Here is a 13,853-nt window from a genome sequence, read left to right as displayed (position 1 = left end):
TTATCCTACAAACGCGATTTTCAGAATGGCGAAGAGACAGAGCCCAGCAACGACGATCGAGAAGAACGTGTTGAGCATCAGAAAGACGAGCTTGCTGATTTCGCCATGGACGTAGTCCTCGATGATCACCTGCATGCCGAGGCGCATGTGGACGACGCCCGAAATCACCATCAGCGCGAAGATGACGGCAACAAACGGGTTCGACAGCGCGTGCACGACGACGGCGTAAGGGGCGCCGGCATAGATCATCAGGAAGACGACGAAGAAGAGGAACAAGGGGACGTTGGCGACGGCGGTCAGCCGCTGGCGCCAGAAATGCTCGGTACCATCCTTGGCAGAGCCGAGACCGCGAACGCGGCTGAGCGGAGTGCGCATATCCATGGACATTGCCCTCAGAAACGCATCGCCAGGCCGATGGCCCAGACGATGACGGTGAGACAGAGCGAGCCGATGAGATTGGCGATCGCCAGCTTAGTGGAAAACGCCTTGCCGAAGCCGTAGCCGAGATCCCACATGAAGTGGCGAAAGCCGCCGAGCATGTGGTGCAGCAAGGCCCAGGTATAGCCGAGAAGGATCAACCGGCCGATGATCGTGCCGAGAAACCAGTTGGCCCAGTCGAAATAGAACTGCCCGGAGGCAGCAGCGACGAGCCACCAGACGACCAGCAGGGTGCCGACGTAGAGCGCACCACCGGTGATGCGGTGGACGATCGACATGATCATGGTGGGAATGGGTTTGTAGATTTGAAGATGCGGCGATATAGGCCGATTATGTGTGACGTTCGCCATCAAGACCTCGCGGCGTTACGATGCGCTTCCAATGCGGGCAATCCCGGGCAACACACGAATGACAAAGTCCTATGTGCGTTGCATCAAACGCGTGGTTTAATCACCGGAACGCCTGGCGACAAGCACAATTGCTGTGATCGAAAAATTTAATCGATTGACCCCATCCGCACGCCGATTTCGCCGTATGACTCTCTTGCAAATTAACCATTCGACAGGGTTTCCCAGCCCTTCGCGTGGACTTGTCCCTCCATTTCCGGCACCTTGCGTTAACGTTTCGTTAACGATTGTGTCATGGAGGCCGGAATGTCTGGCGGTTTTTCGCGAATCGGAATGCTGTTTGCCGGGATTGCCCTGTGCAGCGCGCTTGCCCTGCCGGTGGGAGCCGCCGACCACGGGCAGGATGGAGCCGTATTCCATCGCGGAGGTCATCGCCCCGGTCCAGGCAATTTCATACACGGGGTCAACGCCTTCGCATTTGACGCCGGAGGTCGGCACGCTTGGCACCATAGGAGCCGCTTCCACGGCGTAGGCAACGGCTTCGACCATCAGGGATGGGTTGGCCAGGGCCATGTGCGGCATCTGCGCATGCTGTCCTCGAACCGCTTGCCCCCTCAGCGTGGCAGCGGCATTTCAGTCGTGGAGCGTGGTGAGATCCGTGACAGCTTTGCCGGCAGCTACTCCGGCTCGATCGATGTCTACCACGCCAATGGCGGCACCTACGTCACCGGCTACAGCGACGGTGGTTATGATGGGCCGAGCGTGTTGGTTCTGCGCCCGCGCGCGAAGATCATCGACGTCGCCAAGGCGGGCAGCGCCTGCAGCTATGAAGGCGGCGTCTGCGTCATCAGGCCCTGAGGTCAGGCGGGCTGAAACCGCCAGACCGTCGTTTTCTTGACTTCGCTGTCCTCAAGCGCACGCGTCACCGGCACCTGATAGGTCGCCTGGAATGTCAGACCGTCCTTGGGGAGATAAGCGCGGCCGGGATCTCCGACCAGCACGACAGTCCCACCGCTCGCCAGTTCAGAAAACCACGGCACCAGCTTGCTGGCGAGTTCGCGATCGTAGAACACGTCGCCGGCCAGCAATATGTCGGCGTCGACCGGCAGGCCGATGAGGTCGCCGCCGGAAAAGCCGATCGTGACATCGTTTTCCATTGCATTCAGCCGCACCGCGCAGGCCGCCCAGGGATCGATGTCGACGGCCAGCACAGAGGCGGCACCGGCCTGTGCTGCGGCAATCGCCACCAGCCCGGAGCCGCTGGCAAAATCCACCACGCGCCTGCCGGCGACGATGTCCGGATTGTCGAGCACGAAGCGCGCGAGGCCCTGCCCGCCTGCCCAGGCAAAGGCCCAGAACGGCGGCGGCAGGCCGATTTCCTCCAGCTCCTCCTCGGTCTTCAGCCAGAGATCGTGGGCTTCCGTCGCCAGATGCAGCCGGATTTCCGGCACGTGCGGCGGCGCCATCACATCGGTGTTGGCGCGGATGAAGGTTTCCGGATCGGTCTTCACACCGGGCTCAGCGCGGCGGATTGTCGAGGCCACCCATGCGGCAGACCTCCAGATATTCCTCGTCCGTGACAGGCTGCACGGAAAGCCGCATCGAGGTGACCAGCGACATCTTGGCGAGCTTCTCGCTTGCCTTGACATCCTTCAGCGTCACCGGCTTCGGCATGTCGCAGACGGCGCGGATATCGACGCAATCCCACTTCGGATCGCCCTTGGCGCTGGAATCCGGATGCGAGAGCGCGCAGACCTCGACGATGCCGACGACCTCGAGCCCCTCGTTCGAGTGATAGAAAAAGCCTTTGTCGCCGATCTTCATCGCCCGCATGTGGTTGCGCGCCAGATAGTTGCGCACGCCGGTCCATTCGGTGCCGGCTTCGCCCGCATCCTTCTGGGCTTGCCAGCCCCAGGTCTTTGGCTCGGACTTGAACAGCCAGTGGGCCATGATCACGCCTCCGGCTTGTTGAACACCCAGTTGAACGGCTTGACCTCGACGCTCTCGAACAGGCCTGCCTTGGCATAGGGATCGGCATCGGCCAGCGCCTGCGCGTCGGCCAGCGAGGCGGCCTCGACGATCACCAGACTGCCGCAGGGCTTCTCGTCCGGACCGAGGAAGGGGCCGGCCATTTTCAAGGTACCCTCGGCATTGAGCTTGTTCAGGTGCTCGACATGGGCCGGGCGGGTGTCCATGCGGACCTGGAGATGGTCGGGCTTGTCCTTGCAGAGAAAAGCGAAAAGCATCGGTTGCTCCTGTTTGATCGTCATATCTATTCGGTAGTGATCGGCCGCGTCATCAGCTGTTCGATGGCGTCGGCAATGTCGAGCCTGCCATCGATGATGGCGGCAACGGCATCGGTGATCGGCATGCTGACGCCGAGACCGGCGGCAAGCCGGGCAGCAACGGAGGCCGCAAGGGCGCCCTCGACCAACGATCCCTGCGCCGGCTTATGCTGCTCTCCCCGGCCGAGCGCGATGCCGAAGCGCAGGTTGCGCGACTGGTGGCTGGTGGCCGTGAGCACGAGATCGCCAAGGCCGGACAGACCACGGACGGTCTCCGCCTGCCCGCCCTGCGCGCCGACGAAGCGCGACATTTCCGCGAGCCCCCGGCTGATCAGCGCGGCCCGGGCCGAATCGCCGATCCCCCGGCCCTCGACGATGCCGCAGGCAATCGCCAGCACGTTTTTCAGCGCGCCGCCCAGCTGCACGCCGATCCGGTCGTCGGAGGCGTAGAGCCGGAAGGTCCGGCCCGAGATTGCCAGCGCCAGCCGTTCGGCAATGGCCATGTCGGCAGCCGCAATGGCCATGGCCGTTGGCAGGCCCTTGGCGATATCGGCGGCGAAACCGGGCCCGGACAGCACGGCGATGGCGTGTTCGGGCAATTCGCGCTCGAGCATCTCCGTCAGCAACGAACCGGACACCCGATCGATCCCCTTGGCGCAGGTGACGACAACAGCGTGCCTGGCGAGATGGGGACCATAATGTCGGGCGGCCTCGGCCTGCGCCTGCGATGGCATGGCGAACAGCACGATATCGGCGGCAGCAAGCGCCTCCGGTTCTGCCGAAAATTCAAGCGTGTCGGGCAGCACGATGCCGGGCAGCGCAGTCTCATGCAGACGGGTCGTTGCCATCCGTGCCATCAGCGCCGCATCGCGGCCGACCAGCACCACCGAACTGCGCCCGGTCTGCGCGACAACGGAAGCGAGTGCTGTACCAAAGGCACCGGCGCCGATAACGGCGATGCGCTCGGGACCGCTCACGATTTGGCGCCCCGCCGGCCGTGGCCGACCAGCGCCGTCGCATTGGCGTCAAGCGGCCAGCGCGAGCGCGGTTCGACGGAGAGATCGTCGGCGGGCTCACCCAACGCCATCCGCTCGAGCCCGGCCCAGGCGATCATCACGGCATTGTCGGTACAAAGGTGGAGAGGCGGTGCGATGAAGCGGAAGCGCTGCTCGTCGCAGAGGGTCTGCAGCGTGCGGCGAATCTCGAGATTGGCGGCAACGCCACCGGCGACGACCAGGGCCGGAGGCTCGGATGAGGCCGGGAATTCGGACTTGAAGCGCTGCAACCCGCGCCCGATGCGATCCTTCAACGTCCGCGAGATCGCCTTCTGGAAGGAGGCGCACACATCGGCGATATCCTCATCGGACAGCGGCGCGATCTCCATCGCTGCCTGCCGGACGGCGGTCTTCAGGCCGGAAAACGAAAAGTCGAGCCGCGCTTCGCCGACCAGCGGTCGCGGAAAGACGAAGCGGTCGGCATTGCCGGTCTTGGCCGCCTTTTCCACAGCGGGACCTCCGGGATAGGGCAGGCCCAGCAGCTTGGCCGTCTTGTCGAAGGCTTCGCCGAGCGCGTCGTCGATGGTCGTGCCCCAGCGCTCGTAGACGCCGACGCCACGCACCAGGATCAGCTGCGTGTGCCCACCCGAGACCAGCAGCATCAGGTAGGGAAAAGACAGATCGTCGGTCAGCCGCGCCGTCAGCGCATGGCCTTCGAGATGGTTGATGGCATAGAGCGGCTTGCCCGAGGCGCGGGCCATCGCTTTCGCCGTCATCAGGCCTACCAGCAATCCGCCGATCAGGCCCGGCCCCGACGTGGCGGCAATGGCATCGACATCGGCAAGCGACACATTGGCGCGTTTCAAAGCGTCTTCGATAAGCGTATCAAGCGCCTCGACATGGGCACGGGCGGCGATCTCGGGGACCACGCCGCCATAGGCGCTGTGTTCTTCCATCTGGCTGAGAACGACGTCGGACAGCACCGTGCACGCGCCATCCGCCTGACGCTCGACAACGGCGGCGGCGGTCTCGTCGCAGCTTGTTTCGATGCCGAGAATGCGGAGGAAGGGCGTCATGGAACCTGAACGTCGGATTGCGGTGGTGGGTAAACCTGTTTACGAGAACTGTCGGTAACAACGGATCATGACGGATGCAAACAAAACCTTTCCGGATCGGCACGCGCGGAAGCCCGCTGGCGCTGGCCCAGGCCCATGAGACGCGGGACCGGCTGATCGCCGCCCATGGCCTGCCGCCGGAAATGTTCGAGCTGGTCGTCATGACGACGATGGGCGACCGCATCACCGACCGCTCGCTGGCCGAAATCGGCGGCAAGGGCCTGTTTACCCAGGAACTGGAACTGCGGCTGATGACCGAGGATCTCGACTTTGCGGTCCATTCCGCCAAGGACATGGCAACCAAGCTGCCGGAAGGTCTGTACCTCTCCGCCTTCCTGCCGCGCGAAGACATACGCGATGCCGTCATCGGTCGGACTGCACCGAGACTGCAGGATCTGCCGCAGGGTGCCACCGTCGGCTCCGCCTCGCTGCGGCGCCAGGCGCTGATCCGCAGGCTGCGCCCGGATATCAATGTCATCGTGTTTCGCGGCGCCGTTGACACGCGTCTGCGCAAATTGAACGAAGGACAGGCGGACGCAACGCTTCTCGCCGTTGCCGGGCTGAAACGGCTGGGCAAAGTCGAGGTCCTCACCGACATCCTCGATCCCGACGCCTTTCCGCCCGCCCCGGCGCAGGGCGCGATCGCCATCGAAAGCCGCGTCGGCGACCGGCGCACCGAGGCGCTGCTGGCGCCGCTCAACGACATCCCCACTTTCGATGCGGTCTCCTGCGAGCGCGGTTTCCTCGCGACCCTCGACGGCTCCTGCCGCACGCCGATCGCCGGCTACGCCACCTGCAATGGCGATCATCTCCGCTTTTTCGGCATGATACTGACGCCGGACGGGCGCCTCGAGCACAGCATCACCGTCGAGGGCCACCGCCGGGATGCCGAGGCTCTCGGGATCGCCGCCGGCCAGACGGTCCGCGACAAGGCGGGCGCTACCTTCTTCGATAGCTGGAGCTGAGCGATGCGCGTGCTCGTCACCCGTCCCAAGGCATCGGGCGAGCGCACCGCGAAGAAACTTGAGGCGCGCGGCCATCAGCCAGTGCTCCTGCCGCTGACAAAAGCGGTTCACGATCTGCAGGCAACGAGTGCCGGTCTCGCAGCCTCGACCGGTGCCCTCGTCGTCACCAGCGCCGAAGCCATCCGCGCGCTCGGCGCGCTGGGCGGGTCACTGTCTGCGCATCTCGGACGCCCGCTTTTTGCGGTAGGCAAGGCAACCGCCGAGAAAGCCAGCGCTGCTGGCTTTTCTACCGTCCATCACTCCACCGGCGATGGCGCAGAACTCGCCGATCACATTGCCGGCCTGCGCCACCTGCTCGGCGATCGGCCGCTCACCTATCTCGCCGGCTCCCCCCGCGCCTCCGGGCTCGAAGCGGGGCTTTTGGCACAGGGTATCGCCTTCGACATCGTCGAAAGCTACCGCATGGAGCCGGTCGACCCATCCGATGTGCAGCTTCGCCAGGCCCTCCTCGACCGGCCTGTCGGCGCCATGCTCTTCTATTCTCGCCACGGGGCCGAGCGCTTCTTCGGTCTCGACTATGTCGGGAAAAACCTGGATCGGCTGAAAAACACGCGGCTTCTCTGCCTGAGCGCGACGATTGCCACAATCGTCCCCTACCCGTTGCGGTCTGGGATCGCCGTCGCCTCGGTGCCGGAAGAAGAGCGCCTGATGGACCTTCTCGATCCCGACGGGAATGCTAATTTGCTCTGAGGCCTTTCCTTAAACCGCTTCACTGTCTACCTTCTTCGCACTGCATGAAATGAGGACGCCATGATCCCGGGGAATCCGCCGCATCATTCGAAGCCCGACGACGAACCAGTGACGATCGAGCTGGAAGCCAACGCTGCGCACGGCCGCGAAAGCACCGTCGACAAACCCTCGACGGACAACGTCCAGACACCGCCGCAGGCAGAACCGGAAACACCGGGCGACGCTGCCGCGAAAATCCGGGAGGACGCTGCTCCCCATGCGGCGACGGAGCCACCCTCCCCGCCGCAACATTCATCGCCATCGGCAGCGCCATCAGGCCACAGCACCTCGGCGCTGATCGCATCGGGCATCGTCGGAGGCCTGATTGCCCTCGTCTGCGCCGGAGCGGTGCAATATGCCGGCCTGCTGCCGACGCCCTCCGTCTCGAAGGACAGCAGCCAGGAAGTCGCGACGCTGGGCAGCGATGTCGAGGGTCTGAAGCAGACGGTTGCCAAGCTCGCAGCGGCTCCGGCAGGCGAGCCGGATCAGGCACTGCAGGCGCGCGTGGCCGCCCTTGAGACCGCCATCAAGAACCAGCCGCAGACCGCCTCTGCCGGTGGCGCAGCGCCGGGGGCCGATGCCGCCTCCGCGCAGAAAATCTCCGAGCTGACGGCCGAAGTCGACCAGCTGAAGGCAAACGTGACGCAGACGACGCAAACCCAGGCCGCCACCGGCGCCGATATCACCAAGCGGCTGGACGATGCCGAGAAGAAGCTGAGCGAGCCGGGCAAGGACGTCGCCGTTGCCCAGGCGATCGCGGCTGCCGGCCTCAAGGCCGCCATCGACCGTGGCGGCTCCTTCCGGCCTGAGCTCGACACCTTCGCCGGCGTCTCGCCGAACGACCCCGCCGTCGCCACGCTCAGCAGTTTTGCCGACACCGGCGTGCCGTCGCGGGCCGAGCTGATCCGGCAGGTGCCCGATGTCGCCAATGCCATCATCGGCGCTTCAAAGAAGACGGATGAAAGCCAGGGCTGGAGCGACCGCTTGATGGCCGGCGCCAAGTCGCTGGTCACCGTGCGCCCAGTCGGCAATATCGAGGGCACCACGGTCGAGGCCATTGCCGCCCGCTTCGAAGACAAGATCCGCAACGGCGACCTGCCGGGCGCCGTCACTGAGTGGAACAGCCTGCCGGAAGCATCCAAGACGGCGTCCGCCGCCTTCAAGCAGTCGATTGAAGCGAGAATAAAGGTCGAGGATCTCGTCGGCGAGACCCTGTCCAAGGCCATCGCCGGCGCCGGCAAGCAGAGCTGAGGGTAAGAGAATGATCGTCAGACTGCTTGTTTTCATAGTTATCGTTCTGGCCCTCGGCTATGGCTTCTCCTGGCTGGCCGATCGCCCCGGCGATCTCTCGCTGATGTGGGGCGGAGAGCTCTACCAGACCAAGCTGATCGTCGCGGCCAGCCTGCTGATCGCCATCATCGCGGCTGTCATGCTGCTCTGGTCGCTGGTGAGGATGATCTGGACCTCGCCCCATTCCGTCACCCGCTATTTCCGTGCCCGCAAGCGCGACCGGGGCTACCAGGCGCTGTCGACCGGCCTTATCGCCGCCGGCGCCGGCAACGCCCTCCTGGCCCGCAAGATGGCAGCCCGAACGCGCGGCTTGATCAGCGCCGACCAGGAACCGCTGATCAATCTTCTGGAGGCGCAGGCAGCCCTCATCGAAGGCAATCACGATGAAGCGCGCGCCAAATTCGAGCTGATGGCCAAGGATCCAGAAACCCAGGAACTGGGCCTGCGCGGTCTCTATCTCGAGGCCAAGCGCCTCGGTGCCGACGAAGCAGCCCGGCAATATGCCGAACAGGCCGCCGACAAGGCACCCTACCTCCCCTGGGCCGCACAGGCGACGCTCGAATATCGCAGCCGCGCCGGCCGCTGGGACGATGCCATCCGCCTGCTCGACCAGCAGAAGATCGCCAGAGTGATCGACAAGGACGAGGCCCACCGTCTGCGCGCCGTGCTTCTCACCGCCCGCGCCGCCGACCGGCTCGATGCCAACCCGGCTGGCGCCCGCGAGGACGCGCTGGCCGCCTTGAAGCTCGCCGACAACCTGGTGCCGGCAGCCCTGATCGCCGCCAAGGCCCTGTTCCGCGAAGACAAGGGTCGCAAGGCCGCTTCCGTGCTCGAGGATGCCTGGAAGGTCTCGCCCCATCCGGAAATCGGCCGCGCCTATGTCCGCGCCCGCAGCGGCGACAGCGTGCTGGACCGCCTGAAGCGAGCCGAGAAGCTGGAAGCGCTGCGCCCAAACAATGTCGAGGCGCTGCTGATTTCCGCTCAGGCGGCGCTCGACGCCGGCAATTTCGCCGTGGCACGCAGCAAGGCCGAAGCCGCCGCCCGCATGAGCCCACGCGAGGGCGCCTTCATGCTCCTGGCCGACATCGAGGACGCCGAGACCCGTGATCAGGGTCGCACCCGCCACTGGCTTGCCCAGGCCTTGCGGGCGCCCCGCGATCCCGCCTGGATGGCCGACGGCGTCATCTCCGACAAATGGCTGCCGATCTCGCCGGTGACAGGCAAACTTGACGCCTTCGAATGGAAATCGCCATTCAGCCAGATCGACGGCCCCGTCGAGGAAGGCTCGCTCGCCTCCTTCGAGACAGCTCTGCGCAGCCTGCCACCGCTCTCCGACTTCCGCCCCCCTGCGCCTGCCGCTCCCGCTCAATCTGCCAGGGATGCATCAGCCGTCGCCAAGCCCGTTGCGGCGCGTCCTGTTCCGGCCCAAACTGTGTCGACGCCAGCGACACCTGTCAAACCCGCGGTGGCTCAGCCTGCCTCGACCCAGCCCGCACCGGCAAAGCCTTTGCCAGCCAAAGCCGCCCCCGCCAAGCCGTCGACGGCGCTGGTGACGGTGACCAAACCCGAAAGCCCGAGACCGCCCGAGCCGCGCCCCTTCTTCGGCGGCGCGCCGGACGATCCGGGCGTTCGCAAGACCCCCGCCGACCCGGAGCCCAAGACCCGGCTGAAGCTCTTTTGAGAACGAGACCGCATGTTTGAACGTTTCCAGGAATTCTTTCAAAGCCTGACCACCGAGCACCCAAAGACGGGCCTTGCCCCCGACGATCCGCGGATCTCCGTCGCAGCCCTCTGCATCCAGGTGATGGAAGCCGACGGCACGGTGGAGGCGAGCGAGAAGAAGGCGCTGCGCCGGCTGCTCAAGGACCAATACGGCCTCGACGGCCGCGAACTCGACGCGTTGATCGCCGCCGGCACCGAGGCGGAGAACGAGGCCGTGGACTATTTCCGCTTCACCTCCGATCTCAAGCGCCATCTCGACGGCGATCAGCGGATCGAGCTGATCGGCATTCTCTGGGACATCGTCTATGCCGATGGCGAGCGCAGCGAGATGGAGGACGACGCCATCTGGCGCATCGCCGAGCTGCTCGGCGTCTCCGGCCGCGAGCGTATCATGAAGCGGCAGGAGGCAGCCGCGCGCGTTCCCGGCCTGGTGATCGAGGCAGACGATGCGGATTGACGCCGCTGACAGCAACCACCGCCGGCCGATCCTGATCGTCCTGCACCAGGAGAGCTCCAGCCCTGGCCGGGTCGGACAGATGCTGCTGCAGAAGGGCTTCGATCTCGATATCCGCCGCCCGGTGCTCGGCGATCCCCTGCCAGCGACGCTTGTCGACCATGGCGGCGCGGTGGTCTTCGGCGGCCCGATGAGCGCCAACGATCCGGATCCCTTCGTGCGCTCGGAAATTGGCTGGCTCAACGTGCCGCTGAAGGAAAACCGCCCCTTCCTCGGCATCTGCCTCGGCGCCCAGATGCTGGTCCGCCATCTCGGCGGCAACGTCCAGGCGCGGGCCGACGAGAAGGCCGAGATCGGCTGGTATCCGCTGCATCCGACAGACAGCGGCCGCCGTTTGCTGAGCGCCTGGCCGCAGATGGTCTACCACTTTCACCGCGAAGGCTTCGATCTGCCTCATGGGGCGGAGCTGCTGGCGACGGGCGAAACCTATCCGAACCAGGCCTTCCGTTATGGCGATAATGCCTGGGGCCTGCAGTTCCACGCCGAGCTCACCCGCGCCATGATGCACCGCTGGGTCGTGCACGGCGCCCATCGCTTCGTCCTGCCCAACGCCCAACAGGGGCGCGAGCACCTCGACGGCCGCATGCTGTTCGACGATGCCCTCAAGCTATGGCTGTCGCACTTCCTCGATATCGTCTTTGCCAAGCAGCGCGCGCTGGCAGCCTGACACAATCAGACGGGCCCGACACCTTCAGACGGGCTTGGCAGCGCCTTCAGGTTCCGGCGCATCCAGCGTGTCGATCTTGCGCAGCTGGGGAAAGCCTATTGCCCAGATGATCGCCACCGCCAGCGTGCCGACGCCGCCGATGACCACGGCGGGCACCGCCCCGAACAGCGATGCCATCGTCCCAGCGCGGAATTCGCCGAGCTCGTTGGACGCGCCGACGAACACCATGTTGACGGCATTCACCCGGCCGCGCACATGATCCGGCGTCCACAGCGCGATCAGCGTCTCGCGCACATAGACCGAGATCATGTCGGAGGCACCCATGATCATGAGGGCGACGATCGACAGCCACGGCGTCTCAGACAGGCCGAACAGCAGCGTGCCCACGCCGAACATGGCGACGCCGGCAAACATGTAGATGCCGGCGCGATGGCGCAGCGGATAGGTGGCAAGCAGCACCGCCGTGGCGATGGCGCCGACGCCGGGGGCTGCCCGCAGCAACCCGAGGCCCCAGGGCCCGAGCGTCAGGATATCGCGGGCGAAGATCGGCATCAGCGCGACGGCACCGCCCAGCAGCACGGCAAACAGGTCGAGCGAGATCGCGCCCAGCACCACCTTCTCCGACCAGATGAAGCGATAGCCGGCAAGGATCGTGTTCCAGTTGGTCGCCATACCGGTGCTGTGCTGGGCCGGCTTGGCGATCATCTGGATGAGGATGGCCCCAAGGATGGAGAAGATCGCCGCGACGGCATAGGCCAGGCTTGGTCCCACGCCATAGAGAAGTCCGCCGGCGACCGGGCCGACGATGGCAGCCGTCTGCCACGAAGACGAGTTCCAGGCGACGGCGTTGGAGAGATCCTCCGGCGGCACCAGGTTCGGCGCCAGCGACTGGGTCGCCGGCCCGAGGAAGGCTCGCTCGATGCCCATGACGGTGAGGATGAGAAACACCGGCAGCGGCGCGAAGGAGCCGGTCGCGGTCATTACCCAGAGCGCCACGGCGCAGAGCGCGCCGACCAGCGTGCAGATCGCCACGATATGGCGGCGGCTATAGCGATCGGCCACCGAACCGGTGACCAGCGTCAGCACGAGGGATGGCAGGAACTGCACGAGACCGATCAGGCCTAAATAGATGGCGCTGCCCGTCTGATCGTACATCTGCCAGCCGACCGAGACGCTGATGATCTGCGCGGCGAAGGAGACAAGGAAGCGAGCGAAGAAGAAACGCGTATAGGAGACGTGGCGGAAGGCGGCAAAGCGATCCGTGGAGGTTAGAAGCGACATCTGTGGCTTTCGGTTTCAGGCCCGGGGCGCGGCATGCCCGCTGCCGTTAAACATGATTCAGCATGGCGGCGGGCATAGCACTTGCTCGTGCCTTCGCCAATGTCTACATGTCTGTCACCAGCGAAATGGAGACTTACATGTCCGGGATACTTCTGGCGCTCTTTCAAGTCATCGATATTATCTTACAGCTCTACGTCTATGTCCTGATCGCCAGCGCCATTTTCTCGTGGCTGTATGCCTTCAACGTGATCAATTCGAGCAACCAGTTCGTCAACTCGGTCGGCCGCTTCCTCTACAACGTCACCGAGCCGGTGCTCAACCCGCTCCGCCGCGTCCTGCCGAACCTCGGCGGCATCGACATCTCGCCGATCGTCGTCCTGCTCATCATCTTCTTCATCCAGGCCGTCCTGCACAACACCGTCTACCCAGCCCTTCTCCAGCTGACCATGTAAACAGCGAGGCTGCTTCCGCTGTTCCCATGGAAGCGCTCGCCATCGGGCGCCGCCACTGAACTTTGCATCCTGAGAGATGACCGCGCAGCCACTCGAGAAGCCTCCCGCGCCCAACGACTTGGGCGCACGGGATCCCTGTGACAAGCAAAGGGATGACGGAGGAGAGATAGCACCCAGACCGACACATCGTCTGGGTAGGGTCGACGAGATAGCACCCTTCCCGCGAGGAACTCGAGCACCGCAGGAAGCCCGCCGCCTCCGTATCGTCTCTTCCAATGCCGCGAACAAAAAAAAGCCTCCGGATCGATGACGATCCGGAGGCTTTGGGCGATGCGGTCTATAAAGCCTGATCAGGCCTTCTTTGTCTCGTTGTGGCGGGCGATGGCTTCCATGATCAGTTCGCCGGCTTCCTTGGCGCCCTTCCAGCCGTAGATCTTCACCCACTTGCCGGGTTCCAGATCCTTGTAGTGCTGGAAGAAATGCTCGATCTGCTTAATGGTGATGTCGGGAAGGTCGGTATATTCCTTGACCTTCTCGTAACGCAACGTCAGCTTCGGCGACGGCACGGCGATGATCTTCTCGTCCTTGCCGGAATTGTCTTCCATCATCAGCACGCCGATAGGGCGAACATTGATAACGCAGCCGGGAACCAGCGGCCGCGTGCTGGCGATCAGCACGTCGATCGGGTCGCCGTCTTCCGACAGCGTGTGCGGCACGAAGCCGTAATTGCCCGGATAGGTCATCGGCGTGTAGAGGAAGCGGTCGACGACCAGCGTGCCGGCTTCCTTGTCCATTTCATACTTGATCGGGTCGCCGCCAACAGGGACTTCGACGATGACGTTGACGTCTTCGGGCGGGTTCTTGCCGATGGAAATAGCGTCGATGCGCATGGGAGTCCTCTAAACTATGATGCCTGGCAGCCACTTAATCGGAATTATTCGGTAAGGCAACAAGGCTTTCAAACCTGCCCGAAGATTGGCGGCGACCGCAAAA

At 64.5% G+C, this 13,853-nt stretch carries 18 protein-coding genes; 8 read left to right on the top strand and 10 right to left on the bottom strand.

Annotation, left to right across the window (positions count from 1 at the left end):
• The 3 genes from sdhD to VH564_RS07205 all read right to left on the bottom strand — a co-directional run bounded on the left by sdhD (position 1) and on the right by VH564_RS07205 (position 1,358).
• The gene (gene sdhD / locus VH564_RS07215) at positions 1–381 is read right to left on the bottom strand and encodes a succinate dehydrogenase, hydrophobic membrane anchor protein (RefSeq protein WP_423339123.1); all 381 of its coding nucleotides are present in this window, start codon (positions 379–381) and stop codon (positions 1–3) included.
• 11 nt (positions 382–392) lie between these two features.
• Positions 393–788 (bottom strand): succinate dehydrogenase, cytochrome b556 subunit, encoded by a 396-nt coding sequence (sdhC, locus tag VH564_RS07210; RefSeq protein ID WP_423339122.1) that lies wholly within the window; start codon positions 786–788, stop codon positions 393–395.
• Between the two features lie 96 nt (positions 789–884).
• Positions 885–1,358 carry a hypothetical protein gene (locus tag VH564_RS07205; RefSeq protein WP_423339121.1) on the bottom strand — a complete coding sequence of 158 codons (474 nt, stop codon included), beginning with the start codon at positions 1,356–1,358 and terminating at the stop codon, positions 885–887.
• 15 nt (positions 1,359–1,373) lie between these two features.
• Between VH564_RS07205 and VH564_RS07200 the strand changes: the two genes are divergently transcribed.
• Positions 1,374–1,643: a hypothetical protein gene (locus VH564_RS07200; RefSeq protein WP_423339120.1), complete on the top strand. Its 270-nt coding sequence runs from the start codon at positions 1,374–1,376 to the stop codon at positions 1,641–1,643.
• Positions 1,644–1,645: 2 nt separating this feature from the next.
• Here VH564_RS07200 and VH564_RS07195 read toward each other — a convergent pair whose 3' ends face one another.
• From VH564_RS07195 to tsaD, 5 genes are read right to left on the bottom strand one after another with little or no spacing between them, the layout of a single operon-like run.
• Positions 1,646–2,296, bottom strand: a complete 651-nt coding sequence (locus VH564_RS07195) for a class I SAM-dependent methyltransferase (protein ID WP_423339403.1) — start codon at positions 2,294–2,296, stop codon at positions 1,646–1,648.
• Positions 2,297–2,303: 7 nt separating this feature from the next.
• Positions 2,304–2,735 (bottom strand): EVE domain-containing protein, encoded by a 432-nt coding sequence (locus VH564_RS07190; RefSeq protein ID WP_423339119.1) that lies wholly within the window; start codon positions 2,733–2,735, stop codon positions 2,304–2,306.
• Positions 2,736–2,737: 2 nt separating this feature from the next.
• Positions 2,738–3,031, bottom strand: coding sequence for a YciI-like protein (locus tag VH564_RS07185; RefSeq protein ID WP_423339118.1), 294 nt, complete (start codon positions 3,029–3,031; stop codon positions 2,738–2,740).
• A gap of 26 nt (positions 3,032–3,057) precedes the next feature.
• Positions 3,058–4,047 (bottom strand): NAD(P)H-dependent glycerol-3-phosphate dehydrogenase, encoded by a 990-nt coding sequence (locus VH564_RS07180; protein WP_423339117.1) that lies wholly within the window; start codon positions 4,045–4,047, stop codon positions 3,058–3,060.
• A complete protein-coding gene (tsaD, locus tag VH564_RS07175) occupies positions 4,044–5,141 on the bottom strand; it encodes a tRNA (adenosine(37)-N6)-threonylcarbamoyltransferase complex transferase subunit TsaD (protein WP_423339116.1) in 1,098 nt (365 codons plus the stop codon). The genes VH564_RS07180 and tsaD overlap by 4 nt, the downstream gene beginning before the upstream one ends.
• A gap of 74 nt (positions 5,142–5,215) precedes the next feature.
• Between tsaD and hemC the strand changes: the two genes are divergently transcribed.
• From hemC to VH564_RS07145, 6 genes are read left to right on the top strand one after another with little or no spacing between them, the layout of a single operon-like run.
• Entirely contained in the window at positions 5,216–6,145 is a 930-nt protein-coding gene (hemC, locus tag VH564_RS07170; protein ID WP_423339115.1) for a hydroxymethylbilane synthase, read from the top strand.
• 3 nt (positions 6,146–6,148) lie between these two features.
• The gene (locus VH564_RS07165; RefSeq protein ID WP_423339114.1) at positions 6,149–6,895 is read left to right on the top strand and encodes a uroporphyrinogen-III synthase; all 747 of its coding nucleotides are present in this window, start codon (positions 6,149–6,151) and stop codon (positions 6,893–6,895) included.
• Positions 6,896–6,955: 60 nt separating this feature from the next.
• Positions 6,956–8,185, top strand: a complete 1,230-nt coding sequence (locus tag VH564_RS07160) for a COG4223 family protein (RefSeq protein ID WP_423339113.1) — start codon at positions 6,956–6,958, stop codon at positions 8,183–8,185.
• Between the two features lie 10 nt (positions 8,186–8,195).
• Positions 8,196–9,905: a heme biosynthesis HemY N-terminal domain-containing protein gene (locus VH564_RS07155; RefSeq protein WP_423339112.1), complete on the top strand. Its 1,710-nt coding sequence runs from the start codon at positions 8,196–8,198 to the stop codon at positions 9,903–9,905.
• A gap of 12 nt (positions 9,906–9,917) precedes the next feature.
• On the top strand, positions 9,918–10,403 hold the full coding sequence (locus tag VH564_RS07150) for a TerB family tellurite resistance protein (protein WP_423339111.1): 486 nt from the start codon (positions 9,918–9,920) through the stop codon (positions 10,401–10,403).
• The gene (locus VH564_RS07145; protein WP_423339110.1) at positions 10,393–11,127 is read left to right on the top strand and encodes a glutamine amidotransferase; all 735 of its coding nucleotides are present in this window, start codon (positions 10,393–10,395) and stop codon (positions 11,125–11,127) included. The genes VH564_RS07150 and VH564_RS07145 overlap by 11 nt, the downstream gene beginning before the upstream one ends.
• A gap of 24 nt (positions 11,128–11,151) precedes the next feature.
• Here the strand turns inward: VH564_RS07145 and VH564_RS07140 are convergent, their stop codons facing one another.
• Positions 11,152–12,408 (bottom strand): MFS transporter, encoded by a 1,257-nt coding sequence (locus tag VH564_RS07140; RefSeq protein ID WP_423339109.1) that lies wholly within the window; start codon positions 12,406–12,408, stop codon positions 11,152–11,154.
• A gap of 107 nt (positions 12,409–12,515) precedes the next feature.
• Between VH564_RS07140 and VH564_RS07135 the strand changes: the two genes are divergently transcribed.
• A complete protein-coding gene (locus VH564_RS07135) occupies positions 12,516–12,860 on the top strand; it encodes a YggT family protein (RefSeq protein ID WP_423339402.1) in 345 nt (114 codons plus the stop codon).
• Between the two features lie 350 nt (positions 12,861–13,210).
• On the opposite strand, the gene ppa is transcribed toward VH564_RS07135, so the two are convergent.
• Positions 13,211–13,750, bottom strand: coding sequence for an inorganic diphosphatase (gene ppa, locus VH564_RS07130; protein ID WP_423339108.1), 540 nt, complete (start codon positions 13,748–13,750; stop codon positions 13,211–13,213).
• Positions 13,751–13,853: the final 103 nt, after the last annotated feature.

This window comes from Rhizobium sp. HT1-10 (genome assembly GCF_049472505.1).
In the GTDB taxonomy this organism is placed as follows: Bacteria; Pseudomonadota; Alphaproteobacteria; order Rhizobiales; family Rhizobiaceae; genus Rhizobium.
Note: the sequence above shows the minus strand (reverse complement) of the source record. Positions and strands in the feature narration are given on the sequence as shown.